Source organism: Mammaliicoccus sp. H-M34 (genome assembly GCF_022386495.1).
Lineage (GTDB): Bacteria > Bacillota > Bacilli > Staphylococcales > Staphylococcaceae > Mammaliicoccus > Mammaliicoccus fleurettii.
In genome coordinates, this window is record NZ_JAJNIK010000001.1 from 235429 (window position 1) to 261520 (window position 26092).

Here is a 26092-nt window from a genome sequence, read left to right on the forward strand (position 1 = left end):
AAAAACCTCCGTGATTAACCTAATTTTATAAATTTTCAACTCTTTAATTATAACATAGCTTTCTGATGTTTCAACTATAGTGTTTACATTCATTATAATTTTTCAATAAAATCTATGAATTTGTCCCAATCTGCTTGATTAACACTATTGTAGCTAGCGTCTATAATAAAACGTTCTGATAAAAGTTTCAAGTAACATGCAATTAAAGTTTCATCTTCTAGCTCGCTAAAATCAATTGGATACATTACGATAGCATGTTGATTCAATAAACTTTTAGCTAATTCAATCGATGAAGGACTATCAATTTCAAGTTGATCTATTACTTTAGGTATTATATTTTTGTTTAAATTTGTTCTCTCAATGCCATCTAATTCTATAGGATTAACAGTTAAAAATTCGTTTAATTTTTCAAATTTTACTTCAGCAGACCATTCACTTAATCTTAAATACTCTAAAATCAAACTTTGTACATTGGGATGCAATGTTTCATTCTCTATAATCTGAGCTAAAGTTAAATTAAACACACCTAAATGATTATCAATTAAGTCTATTAAGAGATTAATTTGTTCTTCAAATTGTGTTTCTTTAAATGCTCTCAAAATTTCTGATGCTTTTAACTGTCTTTGATTAAGTTTGTCTTTTGCCATATCTTGAATAGGAAGTAGTGCCATCCTAGTAGAATGTTCAATATTTTCATCTTTAATTTGATTAATGATTTCAACTACTGTTTGATATTGTTCTAAATAATATAGGCTTTCTACAAAATAAATAACAATCTTATCATAATAGTCATGCCCTTGATTTAGCAATATACTTGCTTCTTCTCTCAATTCTAAATAATGACCACACGCTTTTAAAACTTCACATTTTTTTAATGATAAGTCTTCATCCATTGCAAAATGTTGTTCATATAATTCGAACACTTGATACGCTTCATCAAATTGTTCCTTTTGCATAGCAGTATTAATATTTTGTATAAGTTGGTTTTTCAGTTTTGGAAATGGAATGATTTCACTCAAGGTTACTCACCTCTTCTGTATATACCATCTATAATAAGACTACTCCATGTTTCATAGTTTTCATTATTAGATAACTCCGATTGGTTGACCCAATTAATTTTCAATGTGTCAGTTTCGATAGCTTCGACACTATCTTTTTGGACTTTTAATTTAAACACTACGCCAATATGAACTTTACCAACTTCATTCTGATCATCATTGATAAATCCGATTAACTCCATGTTTTCTACATCTTTTTTACTCAAACCAACTTCTTCTTCAAGTTCTCTTGCAGCATTTTCTCTTATCACTTCTTCAACATTAGTAGCATTAGGAACATCATTCATATGTCCACCTACACCTATTGAACTCAATCCGTGAAGTCTACCTTCTCCACCACCAGTTAACCTTTCATAAACTAGCACTTCGTTATTTTCATTTTCTAAAATACAATATGAAATTAACTGTTTATATGATGGATCTTCTTCCATGTCACCACGTCTTTTAGTTTCGTATTGATTAATTGTTTCGTAAATATATTTTGTTTCTTCATCTTGGATAGATTTAAATCCATCGAATTGATATGTTTCATTATTAAAAATTGTCTTTCTTGGTACCACTGTTATCATTTCATCAAATTTAGACATAATAATCTCCTTATTCTTATTTCTACACTATTTTATCAAAGCGTTTATAAAGCGTAAAGGAGTTGGGTCTACTCGTTCTTTTTTTTAATAACATCTTATGATATTGTTTGTGCATGTTTGCCTGCCTTTTTTATACAATCTCACGATTTTGTTCGTGCATGCTTGCCTACCTTTTTATACAATCTTACGATTTTGTTCGTGCATGCTTGCCTACCTTTTTTATACAATCTTACGATTTTGTTCGTACATGCTTATCTACTTTCTTATACAATCTTACGATTTTGTTCGTGCATGCTTGTCTGCCTTTTTTATACAATCTTACGATTTTGTTCGTGCATGCTTGCCTAGGGGTATGGTTCGAGCCTGTAGTCTCTCACGCATACTATTCCCTCAGGCGTCAGCACTTACAAAATCGTTCTTAATATCTATTTTTATTAGAAAAATGGTTGCTCTAAGTGCTACTACGGATAGCGGACAAATTGAACTTGAATTTATAAGTTCAGTTTTTTTGTTTTAATAAGTAGATTTATTGAACATAGAATCAACTCTAGGATAAATTTCACCTATACTATAAATATTTAATTAATATTTGGTATTTTGTAGCGCTGACTCCTGTGGGGTAAGCACGAGCAAAAAAATACCAACAAAGTCTAAGAGTTACCAAAATGATTTTTATAAAAAAATAAGAGCAGAAATTCAATGAAGAATTTCTGCTCTTATATAGAATATATTATTTAGCTAATGCGTCTTTAGCTTTAGTAGCTAATTCAGCAAATGCTTTTTCATCTGAAACAGCGATTTCAGAAAGCATTTTACGGTTGATTTCAATACCAGCTAATTTAAGACCATTCATTAAACGGCTATAGCTGATGTCGTTTTGACGAGATGCTGCATTAATACGTGCAATCCATAATTTACGGAATTCACGTTTTTTCTGACGACGGTCACGGTAAGCATAGTTACCTGATTTCATTACTTGTTGTTTAGCAACTTTATATAATGTATGTTTTGATCCAAAGTAACCTTTAGATAATTTTAAAACTTTTTTACGACGAGCTCTCGTCACTGTTCCACCTTTAACACGTGGCATTATAATTCCTCCTTAAAATGGACCATTAGTCCGCTATGTTTATTATTTTACGTACGTTAACATTTGTTTAACTCGTTTAGTATCTGATTTAGAAACTAATGAAGCTTTACGTAATTTACGTTTCGCTTTAGTAGATTTGTTTGCAAATAAGTGTGAAGTAAATGATCTAGAACGTTTTAATTGACCTGAACCAGTTCTTTTAACACGTTTAGCTGCTCCACGATGAGTTTTCATTTTAGGCATTGAGATTTCCTCCTATTATTTCGGTTTATTTGTCGTTTGAAATTGGCGCTAACATTAAGAACATTGAACGCCCTTCCATTTTAGGTCTTTGTTCAACTGTTGCTATATCCTTACAAGATTCTGCAAAGCGTTCTAACACGCGTTGACCAATTTCTTTATGCGTAATCGCACGTCCTCTAAATCTAATAGATACTTTAACTTTATCTTCTTTAGATAAGAATTTTTGTGCATGTTTCAATTTAGTTTCAAAGTCATGTTCTTCGATAGTTGGACTTAATCGAATTTCTTTTACACTAACAATTTTTTGTTTCTTACGCATTTCTTTTTCTTTTTTCTGTTGTTCGAATTTATATTTACCGTAATCCATAATTCTTGCAACAGGTGGTTTAGCATTTGGCGCTACTACTACTACATCTAAATCTACTCTTTCAGCCATTTCAATGGCTTCAAATTTTGATTTAACACCAATTTGTTCCCCATCTTGGCCAATAAGGCGAAGTTCTTTCGCACGAATTTTGTCGTTTATTTGAGTCTGATCTTTAGCTATGGTTGACACCTCCTAGAATTTTACGAAGTCGTCCAAGAAAAAAAGAACGAATGCACAATGCACCCGCTCTCCTCCATAAACATTAAAGGTTTATTGTACCTGCTAACTGCTTTACGCGTCACTACAGGTGAGAAGCGGGTATGCCTCTACTTGGTCCGTTTCGTATTCAACAAAACTTATCTTACCAATTATAAACCTTTATGTCAATCTTTATTTAATATTATTTTCAAATTCTTTCATATCGATATCTTGACTTAAATCAACTTGTTTAAGTGGTATCATTTTTGTTTTATATTTCACTTTATGGAAAATAAAGAATGCTAAAAATACTGGAATACCCATATATGTGATGAAGAATCTTCTTGGTTCAAACTCACCAGTTTGTATGAAGTCAACATCTTGACCGACAATTACAATTGCGCAAAGTGCAAACGCAAATAACGGACCAAATGGGAATAGCTTTGCAGTATATTTTAATTTTGATTTATCATAATTTTGTAAATCAAATGCTCTTCTAAATCTAAAGTGACTGATTGCTATACCTAGCCAAGCAATAAATCCTGTCATACCTGATGCTGCGATAATATACTCATACGCCCCACCACTTAAATGCTCTATAGCAAATATAAGAACGACAACTACTGCAGTAGCCATAAGTGCTGTATAAGGCACCCCAAATTTATTTGTTTTAGAAAATACTGGTGAAGCAAGTTTATCTTTACTCATAGAGAATAACATTCTCACAGATGCATACATACCAGAATTACCTGCTGATAATACTGAAGTTAATATTACTGCATTCATAAATGAAGCAGCAAATGCTAAACCAGCATTTTCAAATACCAATGTGAATGGTGATTTTGCTATTTCATCTCCACCCATTAAGTTTGGATTAGTATAAGGAATAATCATACCAATTACAAATATTGCTAAAACATAGAATAATATTATTCTCCAAAATACTTGTTTAATTGCTTTAGGTACTGCACGTTCTGGATTTTCAGATTCACCTGCAGTAATACCTATTAACTCTGTACCTTGGAAAGAGAATCCTGCTACTAAGAACACACCTAGAACTAGCAAGAATGTATTAACATTGGAATCTCCAAGGAACGGTGCATCTCCAGCTACAAAGTTTTCGAATCCTAAATACTCTCCACCTAGTAATCCGAATATCGTTAATAACCCAATCCCGATAAAGATTATAACTGTAGCTACTTTAATGAAAGCAAACCAATATTCACTTTCTCCATATACACGTACAGATAATGAATTCAGACCAAATATAACGGCCATAAATATGACACTCCATAACCACGATGGAATAATTTCTAACGGTTCCCAATAGCTGACAACTTGTGAAGCAATTGTAATATCTGCAGCAACAGTAATAACCCAGTTGAACCAATAATTCCATCCTAATGCAAATCCTAATGAAGGATCTACAAATCGTGTTGCATACGTACTAAAAGATCCTGAAACTGGCAAATATGTTGCCATTTCTCCTAAAGAAGTCATAAGGAAGAACACCATTAATCCTACGACAGCATATGCTAATAATGCTCCACCTGGTCCAGCATCTCTAATCGCACCACCAGAAGTCATAAATAAACCAGTACCTATACAACCTCCAATGGCAATCATAGAAATATGTCTATCTTTAAGCTTTCTTTGAACATTGTTCGTTGATTTTTCTTGAGCCATTGTTTTTTCCCTTTCTTTATTCCACAATCGAGCCACTAAAAAAAGTCGCATATCATTAAGATATGCGACCTATATATGATCATTCCATACAAATTGGTAGCACATCACTTAGTGTGACAGTCCAGTATTTATTCAACACTGGCCCAATAAATAGTATTATGGATACTATTTATTTCGGCAACGTCCCCTTTCATCATTTCAACATACGCGCCATTACGCTTCTGAATAATTACTTTTGAACATCGCAACCTCTAACTCATTACTGAGGAATATTTAATTAAATTTCACTATTAAAACTATACCCGATGAAACGAGTAATTTCAATAGATTATTACTTTTTCAATCTAATTTCATCAACTAAGCTCCAAATAAATTCATCTTTTTCAACTGTTTTAGAATCTTTAGAACCGTACTGGCGAACATTCACTTCTTGATTTTCCATTTCTTTGTCACCAACAACGAGCTGATAAGGTATTTTTTTCATTTGAGCTTCACGAATTTTATATCCCATTTTCTCATTTCGATCGTCAATATGAACACGTACACCTTGAGATTTCAAATCTTCTTGAATTGTTCTAGCGTAATCATAATGTAAATCAATATTTACAGGAATGATTTCCACTTGTTTCGGTGCTAACCAAATTGGGAATACACCTTTTGTTTCTTCTATTAAGAATGCAGTAAATCTTTCCATAGTAGAAATAACGCCTCTATGAATTACGACTGGTCGATGTTCTTCACCATCATTACCGATATAAGTTAAATCAAATTTTTGAGGTAATAAGAAATCAAGTTGAGCTGTTGATAAAGTTTCTTCTTTACCCATTGCTGTTTTTACTTGTACGTCTAATTTTGGACCATAAAAGGCCGCTTCCCCTATAGCTTCTTCATAAGGTAATTCCATTTCATCAATTACTTCTTTAAGAACAGTTTGTGCTCTATTCCACATTTCATCATCGTCAAAATACTTTTCTTTATCTTCTGGGTTGCGATAACTTAATCTAAATGTATAATCTTCGAATCCAAAGTCATCGTATACATCAAGAATCATATTTACAACACGTTTAAATTCTTCTTTAATTTGATCAGGTCTTACAAAGATATGTGCATCATTTAAAGTCATACCTCTAACACGTTGTAAACCAGATACTGCACCACTTGCTTCATATCTATGCATCATTCCTAATTCTGCAATACGTATTGGTAATTCTCTATATGAATGACGACTATTTTTATAAATCATCATATGATGTGGACAGTTCATAGGTCTAAGAACTAATTCTTCATTTCCTAGATCCATTGTAGGGAACATGTCTTCGTGATAATGATCCCAGTGACCAGATTTTTTATAGAAATCAACGTTTGCCATAATTGGAGTATAAACATGGTCATAGCCCATTGCTACTTCTTTATCTACAATATAACGTTCTAATTCACGTCTAATAACTGCACCATTAGGCAACCATAATGGTAGACCTGCCCCAACATCTTGGTTAGTAGTAAATAATTCTAACTCTTTACCAATTTTTCTATGGTCACGTTCTTTTCTTTCTTCTAAAACTTTCAAATATGCTTTCAATTCTTTTTTATCGAAAAATGCAGTGCCATAAATACGTTGAAGCATCTTATTATTTGAATCGCCTCTCCAATAAGCACCAGCTGTTGATAATAGTTTGAACTCTTTAATTTTTGAAGTTGAAGGTACGTGAACGCCACGGCATAAATCAGTGAATTCACCTTGAGCGTATAAAGTTACATTTTCATCTTCAGGTATAGCATCTATTAATTCCAATTTATATTCATCATTTTTAAAGAAATCTTTTGCTTCATCGCGTGTTACAACTTTACGTTCAATCTTAAAGTTTTCATTTACGATTTGCTTCATTTCTTTTTCTATAGTTTCGAAGTCGTCACTAGAAATTTTGTGTTCAGTATCTACATCATAATAGAAACCACCTTCAATAACAGGACCAACACCAAACTTTACATCACCGTATAATCTTTGTAATGCTTGAGCCATTAAATGTGCTGTAGAATGTCTTAATACTTCTAAAGCATCATCACTACCTGGTGTAACGATTTCTAGCTCCCCATCATTTTCCAAAGGTCTTGTTAAATCTACTAGTTGATTATTAAATTTACCGGCAACTGCTTTTTTTCTTAATCCTGGACTAATAGATTGAGCAATTTCTTCAGTTGTAGTGCCTTGTTCAAACCCTTTCACATTACCATCTGGAAATTTAATGTTTATTTCACTCATAACGACTTCCTCCTCATTTTTTCTATTAAAGAACATAAAAAAGAGACCTCATCCAAAGGGACGAAATCTCTCGCGGTACCACCCTCATTAACGCACTCAAAAACTGAGCACGATAACTCTACATAAGATAACGGTCTTGAGCCGTATGTGGATTAACACATCATGTATGAGGGAGTAACAATTTATATTGCATTATCTCAATTCCAGCGATATGAGACTCTCTGTAAATGCTTTATAGACGTCATGTCCTCTAAATTTTTATATTCATTTAAGATAATTCAATTATACAACTCTATTTTAAAATATCAAGTTAAATTTAAGCTCTATAATTTTTACCTTCTAGCTCGTAATCTTCAGTTATTGTTTTGATTCTTTCCATAATACGACTCGCTTTTGTAATTTCTGCACCTTGTCTCGTCTTACTTAAATGAAACTCTAATTCATCAAAGTTAAAATTAGAACTAAAAAATGTCGGCAATTTGTGAACCATTCTATAATGTAGCAATGGTCCTAATATTTCATCTCTTACCCATGGTGTTAATTCTTCCGCACCAATATCATCCAACATCAATACTTTTGCTTCACGAGCTGATTCAAATCTATCACTAAAGGATCCATCATTAAATCCATTTTTCAACACTCTAATAAATTCTGGTAAATAAATTATTGTAGATGGCTGTTTTTTTAATTTAAGTTGGTTAGATATCGCACCTAGAATATAAGATTTACCTGTACCAAAAGGACCATGAACATAAAGACCTTTTGTATCTTCTCCAGCAACAATTTTATTGCATATTTCCATGGCTTTTTTAATAATAGTCATCCTCGACTCATTATCAACATATATATCTTTAATTGTTGCCTTTAAAGTTTCTTCTGGCATTTGGAATGAAGTGACAAGATTTGATTCAAATTTACGTTCGTCATATTCAATTTTATTTGGACAAGGTAAATACCTTGTTTTTATGTGATCATTTTCAATATATAATTCTGGTACATGCCCTTTTACAAAATTTATACATTTACTATAACTCGCACATTTTTCACAGCATTTAGATTGATCTTTATAAGCTTGTAACTGGTCTAAATCAGTCTCAATGATTTCATTTGTTAACTCTGACTGGTGTTCATCTAAAAATGCTTTAACTTCTTTATGAGTGAGTGTATCTTTTTTTATCTTTTCCAATCTCTTTTGAAAATCTTTATTTTGTTTTAAATGTTGACCTAATGTTTCCATTAATGATCACCTTCTTTCCAAAAAGCTTCCATTTCTTTTTGAAGCTCTTGTTTTCTTTTTTCAAATGCAGCGTTCGATTCGTTATTTTTCTGTTGTTCATCTTTTGGTTTTTCAGATGACTTTTGTTTCAACAACCATTCAGGCGTTTTTTCAATTGATTTTAACTTAAATGAGTTATTCGATGTATTAATACGCTCTTTTTTCTTTTCTTCAGTTTGTTTATCAAGTTTTTTAATATGATGATACGCTTCTTCAGCAGAAGATAATTTTAGTTTTTTCCAATTTGAAGCAATTTCTTCAATATATGCTTTCGGTAACTGCATGTTTTTTGTAAACATTACATATTGTAACAATATATTCAATACGCCAAACGGTAATTTCTCTCTTGTTATAATATCTTCAACAACCCTTTTTTGCGCAGTCGTAGGTTCTGATTTTGTAAATGATGACAACATCTCAATCGGACTAGTTGTATCAAGTAATTCAAACCATGACAACAAAGAATATACTTCCTGCTGTGAATCATTTAGTTCAGATTTTGGTTTTTCTCGTTTTAGTTCTAGCGCAGGAAGTTCACCTTCGTGCTCAATTTGATATATGGAACGTGCATGTTTTCTTAAATCTTGTAGAGAAATCGTTTGATTTTCTGTTATTGATTTTAAAATAATTGATTTCATTTCAACTGGCGTAATGCCATATAAAGTTGCAATTTGAATAATGACTTCTTTAGTTTGTTTGTTCAATATTTCTTTAGAAATCAAATGATTATTCAATAATAACTCTAACATTTCAAAATCAAATTGCACATCCGATAAATCAAGCCCTTTACTTTTAGAGTCTAATTTAATTTGAATATCATCTTGATGTTCTAATTCTGATAAATTAGGAATTTTAAACACATCAGTGAAACTTTTCGTCACTTCATTATATTCTGTTGTTGATATACTTTTATCTTTGTATCTATTTTTTAATGAAATATATCTCGATTTACCGATTTGTTGGTATAAAAATACCGATAACAATGGGTCATTGAAAAACTGTTCTGTTGTTGCTGGTTGTTCTAGCATATATACAAATGTTTGTTCTTGTTGATTAGTCTTAAAGAAAGTTTTTAATAAACCAATACCTTCTAACAAATCGAGTGAATCTCTAAAACTAGATAAATTAATTTTCAAATCATTCATTATCGTGTAATGGTTATATGCTTCTATTTCATTATGATAGTTAAATTGTGATAAATATAAATAAACACCAATTGCATCTGTTCCAATTAATGGCGTGTATAAGCTGATTAATATATCTTGATGAACATGTGTATAATTATAATTTGATTTAACATAAAAACCATCACTTGGTTTTACGCCATTAAAATATTCCGCCATTAATACTCACCTTACTTTCGGTCTTTCAATATACCTTGCATTGATTTTAATAATTGATCGACATCTTTAAATTCTCTATATACTGAAGCGAATCTTACATATGAAACTTGATCCACGTCCATTAAATGTTCCATAACTTTTTCGCCAATATCATTGGAAGATACTTCTGTAATACCTTCAGATCTTAATTCTTTTTCTACTTGATTCGTAATATCTTCCAACTTTTGATAAGCAACCGGTCTTTTCTCACATGATCGAACCAATCCATTTAATATTTTATCTCTATTGAAAGTTTGTCTAGCTCCATCTTTTTTAACGACTATTAGTGGCGTAAGTTCTACCCTCTCGAAAGTTGTGAAACGAAAGCCACATGATTCACATTCTCTTCTTCGTCTAATTGCAACTAAATCATCAGCATGTCTAGAGTCTACTACTTTAGAATTTTCGTATTTACAGTTTGGACATCTCATTCGTTTCACCTCTTATATACATTTAATTTCATACATAAATTATACAGTAGTTTCGTATATTTTTAAACGCTCACTATTTTACATAGGGTATACAATAATACATTTATCACTTAAAAGAAATTATTTTAATAAAAAGAACGTAATGTGGAATTAGTTTTACCACATTACGTTCTTTTCGTAAATTATATTAATTATGAAATTTTTTGTTCTCTAACTTCTGATAAAATATTTGCAACTTGTTCAGCTAATTCTACTACTCTCATTGAATAGCCCCACTCATTGTCGTACCAAGCTAACACTTTAACTTTATTTGAATCGATTACCATTGTAGATTGCTCGTCAACAATTGCCGAATGAGGATCTGTATTAAAGTCTATAGATACAAGCGGTTCATCATTTACATCCATAATACCTTTCAATGGACCATTACTTGCTTGACGTAATGCATCGTTAACCTGTTCAACTGTCACATCTGTTTTTAAATCTACTACTAAATCAACAAGAGATACATTGGAAGTCGGAACTCTCAAAGCCATACCGTGCATCTTACCTTCAAGTTCAGGAAGTACGAGTGCTAAAGCTTTAGCAGCGCCTGTTGAAGTTGGAATAATACTATCAGTACAAGAACGAGCTCTTCTTAAATCTTTATGCGGATTATCTAGATTTTTTTGATCATTTGTAAAAGCATGAACAGTTGTCATTAATCCATTTTCAATGCCAAAAGTATCATTAAGTACTTTAGCAACAGGACTTAAACAATTTGTTGTACAAGATGCGTTGGATAATATGTCATACTCATTCAAATCAATCGCATTATCATTTACACCTCTTACGATAGTTTGAACTTGACCACCTTTAGAAGGTCCAGTTAATATAACTTTTTTAGCACCAGCATCAATATGAGAAATTGCTTTATCTCCATGATTGAATTTACCAGTTGCTTCGATAACGATATCAATATCTAAAGTTCCCCATGGCAATAATTTAGGATCTCTTTCAGAAACAAGTAGTATTTTATGACCATCTATAACAATACCATCTTCAACCGCTTCAATTTCTCCATCTAATTTACCGTGCGTTGAATCATATTTAATTAAATGTGCAATTGTTTCTGGTGGATAAGAAGCATTGATAGCTACAATGTTTAAAAGATCAGATTTAAGTGAACCTCTCAATACCATTCTTCCAATTCTTCCTAAACCATTAATTGCAATATTTTTCGTCATAGTCGAGAACCCCTTTTAATGTGATATACTATTTATTGCAATTAGTATATCACATTAAAAGTTTATTGAAAACGTTTTCTAATATGTTTTTTAAAAATTTATCATTAGTTTAATGTAAATAAAAATACGCAATAAAAATACTAATGTATCAAAAAACACTCTCAGTCCATTAATTCCAAACAGACTGAGAGTGTTATATATATTTTATAAGAATTATTACTTTAGCGACCTATATATTAAAGTTGTTTGTGAGTAATGTTTCTATATTTTGAGTTAAATCTACTAATGATCCATTATTGTCTATAATAACATCTGCCATTTCTTTTTTTTCTTCAATAGGCATTTGTGATTTGATTCTTGATAATGCTTCTTCATCAGTTAATTGATTGCGCTGTTTCAGACGAACTATTTGTGTTTCCTTTGTAGTATAAACCAACCATGTTTCATCTACTGTATCTTGAAGATTGTTCTCAAATAATAATGGTATATCCATAATGACATTTTTATCTTTTTTTAACCCTAACTGTTTTTCTTCTTCCATAATTTCTCTAACAATAGGGTGAACAATGTTATTAAGTTTTTTCCTCATGTCTTCGTCTTTAAAAACGATTGATCCTACATACTGTCTATTCATTTCACCATTTAATATTGCTTCATTACCAAATACTTCTTCTACTTGTCGAAGCCCTTTACTACCTGTTTCTACAGCTTTTCGACTTGCAACATCAGCATCAACAATATAAAATCCACGTTCTTTTAACATCTTTGAAACGGTTGATTTACCCGTTGCAATGCCTCCTGTTAAGCCTATGACTTTCGGCATTTTTTCACCTACTTTTGACAATTTGGACAATAATGTGTATTTCTTGTCGCTATAACTTTCTGGAGTACTGGCCCACCACATTGACCACATACTTTTTTACCATATATTAAATGTTTCTCTTGCATCGTTCCTTTTTCACCGTCTGCATTATAATAGTCTGATATACTCGAACCACCATTATCTATTCCTTCTTGCAGGACGTTAACCACTTCTTTAAACACTTTTTCTCTCTCATTTACTGTTAAATCTTTTATAATTCTCGTAGGTAAAACGCCTGCTCTTAATAAAGCTTCACAAGCGTATATATTCCCACAACCTGATATAACAGTATGATCCAATATAGCAACTTTTATTGGTTTATTAATAAATTTCTTTGACATAATTTTATTCAGATAATGTTCATAAGCTTCTTTGACAAATGGTTCAGGTGCTATTTTCAGTACAGAGGGATACTCATTCAACTCATCTAACGCTCTCAATTCACCAAATCTACGAATATCTGTATAAATAAGTTTCAATCCATTATCTAATGCAAAAATCACATGCCAATGTTTTCTATGATTTTCTATTTCTATATTAGATAGCTCAGGAACAGTAAAGAATGCACCAGTCATTCCAAAATGACACATAATGATTTTACTTTCTGATTCTTTTTCAATTTCCATAAAAATATATTTACTTCTTCTATATACATTTATGATTTTAAATTGTTCTGTTCGTTCCTTAAACAATTCTAAAGTTGTTCCTTTTATAATTGTTTCTTTCCCAACATCTTTTCCAATTTTCACTTTATCTGAAAAAGTTACATTTTGAATAGTTGCACCTAGTATTCTAGGTGTAATCACTCTTTTAACACTTTCAACTTCTGGTAATTCTGGCATATTCAATCTTCTTTCTATTACTTATTTTGCATCGTACCATGTTTCTCCATAACTTGATTCTACACTTAATGGCACTGATAACTCGAGTGCATTATCCATGATATCTTCTACGAATGGTTTAAATGTTTCTAATTCGTCTTTCGGAACTTCAAAAATCAATTCATCGTGTACTTGTAATAACAATTTAGCTTTAAATTCTTTTTCTTTCATTTTATTAGAAAATTGAACCATTGCTAATTTTATAATGTCAGCTGCGCTACCTTGAATTGGTGTGTTCATTGCAGTTCTTTCTGCAAAACTTCTTAAATTAAAGTTTCTATTCGTAATATCAGGTGTGTATCTACGTCTATGAAGCAATGTTTCCACATAACCTTTTTGTTTAGCATCTTGAACGATAGTATCCATATATTCTTTCACTTTAGGGAAACTATCTAAATAATCATCTATGAATTTTTTAGCAGCTTTTCTTGTTATACCTAAACTTTGGCTAAGTCCATAATCACTTATACCATATACAATTCCAAAGTTTACTGCTTTTGCTTGTCTCCTCATATTTGACGTTACTTCCTCTTTTTCTACGTTAAACACTCTCATCGCAGTAGTTGTATGGATATCTTCATTAGCAGTAAAAGCTTCTTTCATATGTTCGTCACCTGTTATATCAGCCAACACTCGCAACTCGATTTGTGAATAGTCAGCAGCAAAAATAACGTGATTTTCTTTACTAGGACGAAATGCTTTTCTGATTTTTCTACCTTCTTCTAACCGTATCGGTATATTTTGTAAGTTAGGTTCTATTGAGCTTAATCTACCAGTTTGAGCCAAGGTTTGATTAAATCTAGTATGAATCTTACCTTCTGAAGTTATCATTTTTTGTAAGCCTTCAATGTAAGTGGATTGTAATTTAGCAAGTTGTCTATAAACTAAAATATCTTCAATAATTGGATGTTCATTTCTCAATTGTTCTAATACATCAACTGCTGTAGAATAGCCGGTTTTTGTTTTTTTAATAATAGGTAATTTTAAATCTTCAAATAAAACTACACCTAGCTGTTTAGGTGAATTTATATTAAATTCACTTCCAGCATGATTGTGAATCTGTTCAATCAATTTATCGATACGAACTTTTAAATCTTCTTGCATTTCAACTAATGTATCTTTATCTACAGTTATACCGATATATTCCATTTCAGCTAATACTCTTGCTAATGGCAACTCTAAATCATCATGTAGACTAAGTTGCGCTCTTTCTTTCAGTAGCTCGACCATTTTTTCTTTTGACTCAAATATTGCAGTTACTTTTTTAGCAATACATTCAAAAAGTACTTCACGTTCAGGAACATGTAGCTTTTTACCTTTACCATATATACTTTCATCATTTGGTACATAATAAATGCCAAACTCAGAAACAACTGAGTACACATCATCGATTGTTCTAGATGGATCCAATATATAACTAGCAAGCATTGTATCAAATTGAATATTTTCAACTTTAATACCTAATCTTTCACATAAAATAATTGTCTTTTTAGAATCATATGCTGAGAATTTCACATTCCCATTTTCTAACCAAGCGTGTAAGTCTTTATTTTGTTCGAGTTCTTCAAGTGAAATGACATACGTTTTATCATTGGCATGAATTGCAAATCCAAGAATATCAGCCTTTAAATAATTGTTTTCGTTTGTTTCAAAATGTATAGCTGCTTCTTTAATATTTGCAAAATCAAAATCTTTTAAATGATCTTGATATTCTATGATGCGATCGTCTGATGCTTCAGTACTCGCATCCATTTGATCAAGTAACTGTTTGAATTCTAAAGTTTTGAATAATTTAATTTTTTCCTCATCACCATTATCCGTTAACTTCAAATCATCTAAAGTTACTTCAATTGGACTATCTCTATTGATTGTTGCAAGTTCTTTACTAAGCTTTGCATTATCTTCATTATCTATAAGTTTTTCTTTCATTTTAGATTGTTTTAATTCATCTATATTATTATAAACGCCATCAACAGTATCATATTGTTTCAACAATTTAATCGCAGTTTTCTCGCCAATTCCAGGCACACCAGGAATGTTATCAGACTTATCACCCATAAGTCCTTTCATTTCTATAATTTGCTTTGGTTCTAGTCCATCATATTTTTCTGAAATAAATTCAGGAGTATAATGATCAATATCAGTTACACCTTTTTTTGTATAATAAATCGTTACGTTTTCACTAGCTAATTGTGTTAAGTCACGATCACCCGTAATAATGATTGTCTTTAAGTTTTTTTCATCAGCTTGTTTTGATAGTGTACCGATAATGTCATCTGCTTCATAATTTTCTAATTCATAATGTTTAATATGATAGCTTTCTACTAACTGACGTATATATTGTAATTGGCTTCTTAGTTCATCTGGCGTCTTCTCTCGTCCACCCTTGTATTCACTGTACATTTTATTTCTAAACGTAGTCTTCCCTGCATCAAATGCAACCATAAAGTGTGTAGGTTCTTCTTCTTTTATAATTTTATCTAAAATCATTGTAAAACCATATATTGCATTAGTATAAACACCAGCTTTATTAGTTAATAAAGGCAATGCAAAAAACGCTCTAAATGATAAACTATTACCATCAATCAGTACCAATTTTTCCAATGTAGGATACCTCCATTATTATATTGATTTTATTTTATCATACCTCACACTATAATCAGATTGTTTCGCATAAAATAAAAAAAGCGAAATACATATGTATTTCGCTCAATCATCAAAATGAAGGGGTCTATATTTATTCTATCTATCAATAATTAATTCAGCATGAATAAATTGTAAAGATTCTATAAAGATTATTTATTAAATAGCTTCACAATAAAATCAGAACCTTTACCGACTTCTGATTCTACTTTAATTTGTCCATTATGTGCTTCAATGATATGTTTTGTAATTGATAATCCTAATCCTGTTCCACCTGAATCTCTACTTCTTGCTTTATCCACTCTATAAAATCTTTCAAATATTCGTCTTTGTTCATCTACTGATATACCAATACCATTGTCTTTAACTGAAATGACTTGGCCATCTCCATCATTTTTGATTGTAAGAACGATTTGACTAGATTTTGGTGAATAACTAATTGCATTTGTTAATAAATTAATCAAAACTTGAGTGATTTTATCTTTATCTCCAAATGAAATAACATTTTCGTCTATTTTGTTTATTATTTCTATGTCTTTCTTCATAGCAACATTGGCAACTGTATTTATTGTATGTTCTCCTATTTCAGTGAGAGATATTTGCTCTTTTGGAATTTCATCATTTTGTTCAATTTTTGATAAATCAAGTAAATCTTGAACTAACGACTGAATTCTATTAGACTCCTCAAGAATAATATTTAAGAACATATCTAATGATTCTGGATCATTTTTAGCTCCATCTAACAATGTTTCTGCAAAACCTTTTATAGATGTTATTGGTGTACGTAACTCATGAGAAACATTGGCAACAAAATCTTTTCGCATATGTTCTAATTTTTTTAATTTTGTTATATCATGCATAACGACAACCAAACCTAATAAGTTACGCTTTCTTCTAGATAACACAGGTATAACTGATACTTCAAAAAATTTATTATGAACATTATTAATAGTTATTTCAACTTGTTCAAACATCGGTTCTTCTAATTTTAATGATTCATTCATCATTTGAGAGATTTCAGCGTTTGGCATTACATCTTTAAATAATTGACCTTCTGCATTACCAACACGATCGAATAAATCATGATATGTTTTATTCGCAATAACGATAACACCATCTCTATCTACCATCAATGTTGCACTAGGTATATTTTCTAATGTAGTCTCTAATCTGTTTCTTTGTAATTTTTGCTCATTATTTAAATCATCTAAAGTTCTAGCAAGCTCATTTGTATTAATAAATAGCTCTTTCGTTTCTTTAACATTACTTTCTGGAACTCTAACACGATATTTTCCTGAAGCTAATAATTTTGTAGCATAAGTTACTTCTTTTATTGGATGTATATAAGAAGTATTAATATATCTAACTACAAAATATATAAGCGGTAACATAAAGCATAGTACGAGTAATAAATACTTCCATATATCTTTTTGAATAATAGATATAGTATCCGTTTGCTTAGCTATAGCTATAGTATATTCATTGTATTTTTTAGCATACAAAATTTCAGAATCAGTTTTGTCTACTGAGAAATATTCATCAAAAGATTTTGCATCTGAAATTGCTTTATTTTTTTCTTTTTTAAATAGTTTTGTATTATTTTTTGTTGAGTTATAGATTACTTTACCATTTTTCTCTAGATAAACATCTTGCTCAAATACATCAAGTATTTCGTTAATTTTTTGTGGCTCTTTTTTAGCAATGTTATATATTTTTTGAGATTCTGTTTTTAATAATTTTTGCTGTTGTTTAGAAATTAAATCATAACTAGAATTATGAAGGAAAAACCCTAATATAAGAAAACTTACAACAGTGACCGTTGTAAGTATAATTAATAACTTATTATAAAATTTAATCATTGTTCTTTGGTCTTTCTAACTTATAGCCTAAACCCCTAACTGTTTTAATAAATTGAGGTTGCTTAGGATTCTCTTCAAGTTTATCCCTCAAATGGCTAATATGTACATCAACTATTCTAGAGTCGCCAGCAAATTCATAATTCCATACTGAATTTAACATATGTTCACGTGTTATAACTCGTCCTTGTCTTTCAATTAAATAAAGTAAAAGCTCAAATTCTTTAGGTGTTAATTCTAATAATTCGTCATTTCTATAAACTTCGAAAAAGTCAGGTCTGATTCTAATTGAACCTAAAATAATATCTTCATCGTCATCTGAGTTTTGAGTTTCAACTTGACCGACACGTCGTAAAATTGCTTTAACACGAGCTACCACTTCACGAGGTGAAAATGGCTTCGTCATATAATCATCTGCACCTAATTCTAGACCTAATACTCTATCAAATTCGTCATCCTTGGCAGTAAGCATTAAAATTGGAACTTGATTTTTGTCAGAACGAATCGTTTTACATACTTCAATTCCATCTTTTTCAGGTAACATTACATCTAATACTAATAAATCAGGCTTTTCTTCGTTAACCATTTCTAATGCTTGAACACCATCGTAAGCTACGATTACTTGGTATCCAGCTTGTTCTATATTATATTTCAGCAATGTAACGATAGATTGTTCATCGTCTACAACCAATACTTTTTGTGACATGCAAGGTCCTCCTTAAGCGATTTAATATAATTATAACTTAAATTATTAAAAAAATAATGCATATTTAGAGAACTTTACAAAAAGTTAACACTTTCTAAACATTAAGGCTGATTCTTTACCGAATCAGCCTTATTCATATTATTTTATTGTAAAATATCTCTGACAACTTTAACTGATTCAGCAGATTCATCTAATAGTTCTTTTTCTTCATCAGTTAAGTCTAATTCAAGGACGCTTTCTATTCCATTTTTACCTAATACAGTAGGCACACCTAAATATATATCATTATATCCATATTCGCCTTCTAAATATGCAATTGAAGGCAATACTCTTTTCTGATCTTTCAAGATTGCTTCAGTCATTTCTATTAAAGCTGCACCAGGTGCATAATAAGCAGAACCATTCCCTAATAGGTTAACGATTTCAGCTCCACCTTTTCTAGTTCTATCTACAATCTCATTAATTTTATCTTGTGATAATAAATTTTCTAATGGTACACCACCAGCTGTAGAATATCTAATTAAAGGTACCATTGTATCACCATGACCACCTAATACGAATCCTGTAACGTCTTTTACAGATAAATCTAAAGCATCTGCGACAAATGTTCTAAATCTTGCAGTATCAAGGACACCAGACTGACCGATTACTCGTTCTTTTGGTAAACCTGATTCTTTGTAAACTGTATAAGTCATTGCATCAACAGGATTTGTTAATACTATAATAACTGTATTAGGTGAATATTTAACGATTTGTTCTGTTACTGATTTCATTACATTTTGATTTGTTTGAACTAAATCGTCACGTGACATACCTGGCTTTCTCGCAATACCAGCCGTAATAATAACAACATCTGAGTCTTTAGTATCTTCATAGTTTGAAGTACCTATTACTTTTGAATCAAAAGATAATACTGGAGCACTTTCTGCTATATCGAGTGCTTTTCCTTTAGTAGGATTTTCTGACTGTGGCATATCTACCAAAACAATGTCACCTAATTCCTTTTGAGCTGCAATGAAAGCAGCAGTTGCACCAGTAAATCCTGCACCAATTATTGATATCTTCTTCCTTGCCATAATATTCATCTCCTTATAAATAAAAGGAAGGTTATAAATAACCTTCCTCAATTAATGCTTTAATTATGGTAAATTTTTAATTAATTCATCAGCAAATTCTGAAGATTTAACTTCAGTCGCGCCATCCATTAAACGAGCAAAGTCATATGTTACTACTTTAGAAGCAATTGTTGCTTCTACAGATTGAGTTACTTTATCTGCAGCTTCTTGCCATCCTAAATGTTCTAACATTAATACACCACTAAGTAAAACTGATGAAGGGTTTACTTTGTCTAAACCAGCGTATTTTGGAGCTGTACCGTGAGTAGCTTCAAATATTGCATGTCCAGTTTCATAGTTAATATTCGCTCCTGGAGCAATTCCAATACCACCAACTTGAGCTGCTAATGCATCTGAAATGTAGTCACCATTTAAGTTCATAGTCGCTACAACATCAAATTCAGCTGGACGAGTTAAGATTTGTTGCAAGAAGATATCAGCAATTGAATCTTTAACAATTAACTTACCTTCTGCTTCAGCATTTGATTGTGCTTTGTTTGCTGCATCTTTACCTTGTTCTTCAACAATTTTATCATATTGTTGCCAAGTAAATACTCTATCACCGAATTCACGTTCAGCTAGATCGTAACCCCATTTTTTGAATGCACCTTCAGTGAATTTCATGATGTTACCTTTATGCACTAAAGTAACATTTCTACGGTTGTTATCGAATGCATAGTTAATAGCTGCTCTTACTAGTCTTTCAGTTCCTTCTTTTGAAACTGGTTTGATACCGATACCTGAAGTTTCTGGGAATCTAATGTTTTTAGCACCCATTTCATTTTGTAAGAAGTCTACTACTTTTTTAACATCATCTGTGCCTTCTTGGAATTCAATACCAGCATAGATATCTTCTGTATTTTCACGGAAGATAACCATATCTGTATCTTCTGGACGTTTAACTGGTGAAGGAACACCTTTAAACCAACGTACAGGACGTAGACAAGTGAATAAATCTAACTCTTGACGTAAAGCAACGTTTAGTGAACGAATACCTCCACCGATTGGAGTTGTTAATGGTCCTTTAATTGCGATTAAATATTCTCTAATTGTATCTAAAGTCGCTTCAGGTAACCATTCGCCAGTTTCATCGAATGCTTTTTGACCAGCTAAAACTTCTTTCCATTCGATTTTCTTCTCACCATTATATGCTTTTTCTACTGCAGCATCTAATACTCTACTTGCTGCATTCCAAATATCTGGACCAATTCCGTCTCCGATAATAAATGGTACGACCGGGTTATTTGGAACATTTAATACGCCTTGATTTGTTGTGATTTTTTCTGCTGTCATTATATTATTCCTCCATCTAATTTGTGTTATTTATATTATATTAACTATATTATCGTTTTTCAATCGCTTCGTATTTACGATCACGCGCGCCAGTGTATTCAGCTCTTGGTCTCATTATTCTATTTGTTCTATATTGTTCAAGAATATGAGCTGTCCAACCTGACATACGACTAATTGCGAAAATTGGTGTAAATAAGTCATGGTCAATACCCATACTATGATATACAGTAGCACTATAGAAATCTACATTAGGTAATAATCCTTTTTCTTCTTTCATTATTTCAGCAATGCGTAATGAAATTTCGAATAATTCTTTTTGACCTGATTCATCTGTTATACGACGACTCATTTCTTTTAAATATTTAGCTCTTGGATCACCATTTTTGTATACTCTATGTCCAAAGCCCATAATTTTTTCTTTATTTGCTATTTTTTCTTTAATATAATCGTCTGTTTTATCGACTGTACCAATTTCAGTTAACATTTTCATAACTTGCTCGTTAGCGCCACCATGTAATGGTCCTTTAAGAGCTCCAGCTGCTGCAGTTACACCTGAATACATATCAGATAAAGTTGAAACTGCAACTCTCGCTGTAAATGTAGATGCATTAAATTCATGGTCTGCATGTAAAATTAAAGCTTTATTGAAACCTTCAACTTCAACATCAGTTGGTATTTCTCCTCTTAACATATATAAGAAGTTTGCTGCATATGTTAATTCTTTTTTAGGTTTAACAACTTGCTTACCTTGTCTCACACGTGAAAATGAAGCTACTAATGAAGCTATTTTCGCTTGGATTCTTATTGCACGTTCATAATTAGATTCTTCGTCGAATACTTCTGCTTTAGGATCAAAATGAGCAAGATAAGATAACGATGTACGTAACCCTGTCATTGGGTGTATTTTATCCGTTGCATAATCTTCAAAGTGACTATACATTCTTGGATTTAAAGTCATATAATCAAATAACTTCCCATTTAATTCTTCTAATTCTGCTTTATTAGGTAATCTTAAATTCCAAAGTAAAAACATTACCTCTTCAAATAATGCATTTTCAGTTAGATCATCTATTTCATAACCTGCGTAAGTTAATTGATTATCTATAATTGAACTAATTTCAGTTTCAGAAGCAATGATACCTTCTAAACCTTTTGCTACTTGTGCCATAATAATATCCCCCTTACTAAATAATTGCCCATATATGTAATGGCTTTCATATTACATTATATATAATTTCTGTTGATTTGTGAATGCGAAGACCTTTGAAACTTGAAAAAAGTTAGTAATTGAAATTAAATTAAATTAAACAAATGTAAATTTATCGTTTTTATAATATTCATATAATAAATTAAATATACCTCCAAAACGTGAACAACAAAGGATTTTTAAGATAATTATATCTTATCACATTTATCAGATTTAGTCCTTTTTACACTTTAACCATTCATTTTTATTATTATATATGATAAAAATTATAAATCATGATTTAAGTAAAATTTAAGCTTTAATATACTTAAGTTTTTAATTGCTATTTTCTGACAGCAAGTGCATAATAAAAACATAAAATTTTGAATATGAAAGAAGGAAATAGGATTTATGTCTAATAATTTACAAAGGGAGTTGAGTAATAGACACGTACAGCTTATTGCTATAGGGGGAGCAATCGGTACTGGTTTGTTTTTAGGCGCTGGAGAAACAATTCATTCTGCCGGACCATCAATTCTACTTACCTATATTATTATAGGATTAATACTATTTTTATTTATGCGAGCTTTAGGTGAAATCTTACTGTCAAATACTGATTTTCATTCATTCGCAGATGTAACTCATACATATATCGGACCATTTGCTGGATACATAACAGGATGGACTTACTGGTTCTGTTGGATTGTAACAGGCATGGCTGAAGTTACAGCAGTTGCAAAATACATAAGTTTTTGGTTTCCAAATATACCAACATGGCTAACAGCATTATTTACTATACTCGTTTTAATGTCCTTGAATTTAATGACTGCTAAACTATTTGGAGAATTAGAATTTTGGTTTTCGATTATCAAAATCACAACAATTGTAGCACTAATAATTGTAGGAATTATAATGATTGTTATGGCGTATGAAACACCTTATGGTACTGCATCTATAACACATATATGGGATCATGATGGAATATTTCCAAATGGTATGAATGGATTCTTCATGTCATTCCAAATGGCTACATTTTCTTTTGTTGGAATTGAATTAATAGGTGTCACTGCAGGTGAAACGAAAGACCCTCACAAAACAATTCCTAGAGCAATAAACAGTGTCCCTATTCGTATTATGATTTTTTATGTAGGTTCACTAATTATCATCATGTCTATTACGCCATGGGATAAAATTGATCCTGCAGAAAGTCCATTTGTTAAACTATTTGGCCTCATAGGGATTCCAATAGCTGCAGCAATTATTAACTTTGTAGTTCTTACAGCTGCAGCATCATCTTGTAATAGTGGAATCTTTTCAAATAGTAGAATGCTCTATGGTTTATCTCAAAATGGACAAGCTAATAAAAGATTTGGCGAAACAAACAAGACAGGTGTTCCTTATAAAGCTACACTATTCAGTTGTTTTTTATTAATGATTTCTGTAATTCTAAACTACGTTATAAAAGATGCTGGAGAAGTATTTAAATACGTTACATCTGTTTCAACCGTTTTATTTTTAGTTGTATGGTCGCTGATTATTATTGCTTATATTAAATATCGTAAGATTTCCCCTGAGTTAAATAAAAGTTCTAAATTCAAATTGCCAGGTGGCGTACCTGTAGCATGGATAACATTAATATTCTTTATCTTTGTATTCATTTTATTGATGACAAACAAAGTTACCTTAATCGCTATCTTAATCACTCCAATTTGGTTTATCCTTTTAACTTTGATGTATTTTATGCAAAAGAACAAAGTATTTAAATAAGATAAAGTGCTTGGACACAATGTCTTAGAAATATAAAAAAGAGTAGAAATTCATTGTTGAAAGTGAATTTCTACTCTTTTTTTATATAGGTTACTTACACTTCTCTCGACTTGTGTGAATATAGAGGACCTATGACAAAGAGGATGAGACAAATTAATTGTCTCATCCTCTTTTAAAGTTAATCTATATATTAAAGTACGTTAGCGTATCCTTCATATATTTTATGTTGTTTAGGATCTAATGTAATTAAAGTACCGTCTACAATTTTTTGACGAGCATCTTCTACTCCAACTATTGTTGCAACGCCTAAGTTAAGTCCAACTACAGCTGCGTGTGAAGTTAAACCACCTTCTTCAGTTACAATCCCTTTTGCTTTTTCTAAGTAAGGAACCATTTCTGCATCTGTAGATTGTGTAACTACGATTGATTCACTTAAATCTTTTCCTTTTAAATCTTCAGCTTTATTTACAACTACTGCTTTACCTACTGTTGAATTATGACCAATACCTTGGCCTTTAGCTAATTCATCCCCAACTAAATGTATTTTCATTAAGTTAGTTGTACCTGATTCTCCAGTAGGAACACCTGCTGTAATAATGATTAAATCACCATTATCAACTAAACCAGTGTTTACTGCTGTTGATACTGCATTGTTTAATAACTCATCCGTATTTTGCTCACCTTTTTTAACAACCGGTAATACACCCCATACTAATGTCATATGACGAGCTGTTGTTTCGTTTGGTGTTACAGCAATGATATGTGAATGTGGTCTATATTTAGAAATTGTTTGTGCAGTTGCTCCACTTTCTGTTGCAGCTACGATTGATTCTACATTTAAGTTTAATGCTGTATGTGCCACTGACACACCTATAGCATTTACTAAGTTTGTATCTATCATTTTTGAACGGTCTGACAATAATTTTTTGTAATCTTGCGCATCTTCAGCAGCTACTGCGATATTTTGCATAGTACGTACAGCTTCTTCTGGATATAATCCAGCTGCAGTTTCACCAGATAACATTACTGCATCTGTACCGTCATAAATAGCGTTGGCTACGTCACTTGCTTCAGCTCTTGTACAACGAGGATTTCTTTGCATTGAGTCTAACATTTGTGTAGCTGTAATAACTGGTTTACCTAATTTATTACATTTCTTAATTAATTGTTTTTGAACCATTGGTACAGCTTCTGGTAAGATTTCAACACCCATATCACCACGAGCTACCATTAAGCCGTCTGAAACTTGAAGAATTTCATCTATATTTTCAATTCCTTCTTCATTTTCAATTTTAGGAATAACTTTAATTGTATTGTTTTCTTTTTCTTCTAAAATTCCACGAATATCTAAAACATCTGAAGGACGTCTTACGAAACTTGCAGCTATGAAATCTACATTTTGTTCGATACCAAAACGAATATCACTAGCATCTTTCTCAGTAATACCTGGAAGATTTACTTTAACACCTGGTAAGTTAACACCTTTTTTATTTTTAAGTTCTCCTGTATTCTCTACATGACAAACAACTTCACCTTTAGTAACGTCTATAGATTTAACAGTAAGTTCTATTAAACCATCATCAAGTAGAATTGTTGAACCAACTTCAAGGTCTTCAGCTAATTTCTCATAAGTTACTGAAAATGCTTCAGGAGTACCTTCAACTTCTGTTGTTTTAACTGTAACTTCACTACCTTTAGTAAGTTCAATTAAACCATTTTTCATATTATTCGTTCTGATTTCTGGACCTTTAGTGTCAAGTAAGATACCAATATTTTTGTTTAATTTTGCACTTACTTTTCTAATTGTATCTATACGACCTTTATGTTCTTCGTGACTGCCGTGAGAGAAGTTTAATCTAGCGACGTTCATCCCTGCAAGCATTAATTTTTCTAACATTTCTTCTGATTCTGATGCTGGACCTATCGTACATACAATTTTTGTCTTTCTCATTTTAAAATGACCTCCATAGTTTTTACTT

The 26092-nt window shown here is 31.4% G+C and carries 21 protein-coding genes, 1 riboswitch and 1 other annotated feature; of the genes, 1 reads left to right on the top strand and 20 read right to left on the bottom strand.

Going from position 1 to position 26092, the window contains the following annotated elements; all coding sequences use genetic code 11:
• Window positions 1–92: 92 nt before the first annotated feature.
• From LQ608_RS01220 to LQ608_RS01310, 19 genes are all read right to left on the bottom strand, one after another.
• The gene (locus LQ608_RS01220) at window positions 93–1019 is read right to left on the bottom strand and encodes a hypothetical protein (RefSeq protein ID WP_239749234.1); all 927 of its coding nucleotides are present in this window, start codon (window positions 1017–1019) and stop codon (window positions 93–95) included.
• 2 nt (window positions 1020–1021) lie between these two features.
• Window positions 1022–1645, bottom strand: a complete 624-nt coding sequence (locus tag LQ608_RS01225) for an NUDIX domain-containing protein (RefSeq protein WP_239749235.1) — start codon at window positions 1643–1645, stop codon at window positions 1022–1024.
• 730 nt (window positions 1646–2375) lie between these two features.
• Window positions 2376–2735 carry a 50S ribosomal protein L20 gene (gene rplT / locus LQ608_RS01230; protein WP_208143750.1) on the bottom strand — a complete coding sequence of 120 codons (360 nt, stop codon included), beginning with the start codon at window positions 2733–2735 and terminating at the stop codon, window positions 2376–2378.
• Window positions 2736–2777: 42 nt separating this feature from the next.
• Window positions 2778–2978: a 50S ribosomal protein L35 gene (gene rpmI / locus LQ608_RS01235; protein WP_078356428.1), complete on the bottom strand. Its 201-nt coding sequence runs from the start codon at window positions 2976–2978 to the stop codon at window positions 2778–2780.
• Window positions 2979–3003: 25 nt separating this feature from the next.
• On the bottom strand, window positions 3004–3534 hold the full coding sequence (gene infC / locus LQ608_RS01240; protein ID WP_078356427.1) for a translation initiation factor IF-3: 531 nt from the start codon (window positions 3532–3534) through the stop codon (window positions 3004–3006).
• Between the two features lie 23 nt (window positions 3535–3557).
• Window positions 3558–3683 (bottom strand) — a sequence feature (ribosomal protein L20 leader region).
• A gap of 52 nt (window positions 3684–3735) precedes the next feature.
• Window positions 3736–5229 carry an amino acid permease gene (locus tag LQ608_RS01245; protein WP_239749236.1) on the bottom strand — a complete coding sequence of 498 codons (1494 nt, stop codon included), beginning with the start codon at window positions 5227–5229 and terminating at the stop codon, window positions 3736–3738.
• An 89-nt stretch (window positions 5230–5318) separates the two neighbouring features.
• Window positions 5319–5491: riboswitch (Lysine riboswitch) on the bottom strand.
• 69 nt (window positions 5492–5560) lie between these two features.
• Window positions 5561–7489, bottom strand: coding sequence for a threonine--tRNA ligase (thrS, locus tag LQ608_RS01250; protein WP_239749237.1), 1929 nt, complete (start codon window positions 7487–7489; stop codon window positions 5561–5563).
• A 316-nt stretch (window positions 7490–7805) separates the two neighbouring features.
• Window positions 7806–8726 carry a primosomal protein DnaI gene (gene dnaI, locus LQ608_RS01255; protein ID WP_239749238.1) on the bottom strand — a complete coding sequence of 307 codons (921 nt, stop codon included), beginning with the start codon at window positions 8724–8726 and terminating at the stop codon, window positions 7806–7808.
• A complete protein-coding gene (locus LQ608_RS01260; protein WP_239749239.1) occupies window positions 8726–10108 on the bottom strand; it encodes a replicative helicase loading/DNA remodeling protein DnaB in 1383 nt (460 codons plus the stop codon). The genes dnaI and LQ608_RS01260 overlap by 1 nt, the downstream gene beginning before the upstream one ends.
• 11 nt (window positions 10109–10119) lie before the next feature.
• Window positions 10120–10578: a transcriptional regulator NrdR gene (gene nrdR / locus LQ608_RS01265; RefSeq protein ID WP_078356422.1), complete on the bottom strand. Its 459-nt coding sequence runs from the start codon at window positions 10576–10578 to the stop codon at window positions 10120–10122.
• Window positions 10579–10769: 191 nt separating this feature from the next.
• Window positions 10770–11804, bottom strand: a complete 1035-nt coding sequence (locus LQ608_RS01270; RefSeq protein WP_239749240.1) for a glyceraldehyde-3-phosphate dehydrogenase — start codon at window positions 11802–11804, stop codon at window positions 10770–10772.
• A gap of 229 nt (window positions 11805–12033) precedes the next feature.
• Entirely contained in the window at window positions 12034–12627 is a 594-nt protein-coding gene (gene coaE, locus LQ608_RS01275; RefSeq protein ID WP_239749241.1) for a dephospho-CoA kinase, read from the bottom strand.
• An 8-nt stretch (window positions 12628–12635) separates the two neighbouring features.
• Window positions 12636–13508: a DNA-formamidopyrimidine glycosylase gene (gene mutM, locus LQ608_RS01280; protein ID WP_239749242.1), complete on the bottom strand. Its 873-nt coding sequence runs from the start codon at window positions 13506–13508 to the stop codon at window positions 12636–12638.
• A gap of 21 nt (window positions 13509–13529) precedes the next feature.
• Window positions 13530–16151: a DNA polymerase I gene (gene polA / locus LQ608_RS01285; protein WP_239749244.1), complete on the bottom strand. Its 2622-nt coding sequence runs from the start codon at window positions 16149–16151 to the stop codon at window positions 13530–13532.
• 191 nt (window positions 16152–16342) lie between these two features.
• Window positions 16343–18049 carry a two-component system histidine kinase PnpS gene (gene pnpS, locus LQ608_RS01290; protein ID WP_239749245.1) on the bottom strand — a complete coding sequence of 569 codons (1707 nt, stop codon included), beginning with the start codon at window positions 18047–18049 and terminating at the stop codon, window positions 16343–16345.
• Window positions 18042–18752 (bottom strand): response regulator transcription factor, encoded by a 711-nt coding sequence (locus LQ608_RS01295; protein ID WP_078356416.1) that lies wholly within the window; start codon window positions 18750–18752, stop codon window positions 18042–18044. The genes pnpS and LQ608_RS01295 overlap by 8 nt, the downstream gene beginning before the upstream one ends.
• 143 nt (window positions 18753–18895) lie before the next feature.
• Complete coding sequence (mdh, locus tag LQ608_RS01300; RefSeq protein ID WP_107509859.1) at window positions 18896–19828, bottom strand: malate dehydrogenase; 933 nt, start codon at window positions 19826–19828, stop codon at window positions 18896–18898.
• Between the two features lie 63 nt (window positions 19829–19891).
• Complete coding sequence (gene icd / locus LQ608_RS01305; protein WP_078356414.1) at window positions 19892–21160, bottom strand: NADP-dependent isocitrate dehydrogenase; 1269 nt, start codon at window positions 21158–21160, stop codon at window positions 19892–19894.
• A gap of 49 nt (window positions 21161–21209) precedes the next feature.
• Complete coding sequence (locus LQ608_RS01310) at window positions 21210–22328, bottom strand: citrate synthase (RefSeq protein ID WP_239749246.1); 1119 nt, start codon at window positions 22326–22328, stop codon at window positions 21210–21212.
• A 429-nt stretch (window positions 22329–22757) separates the two neighbouring features.
• Between LQ608_RS01310 and LQ608_RS01315 the strand changes: the two genes are divergently transcribed.
• Window positions 22758–24113, top strand: a complete 1356-nt coding sequence (locus LQ608_RS01315) for an amino acid permease (protein WP_239749247.1) — start codon at window positions 22758–22760, stop codon at window positions 24111–24113.
• A gap of 190 nt (window positions 24114–24303) precedes the next feature.
• Here the strand turns inward: LQ608_RS01315 and pyk are convergent, their stop codons facing one another.
• Window positions 24304–26064 carry a pyruvate kinase gene (pyk, locus tag LQ608_RS01320; protein ID WP_208143745.1) on the bottom strand — a complete coding sequence of 587 codons (1761 nt, stop codon included), beginning with the start codon at window positions 26062–26064 and terminating at the stop codon, window positions 24304–24306.
• Window positions 26065–26092: the final 28 nt, after the last annotated feature.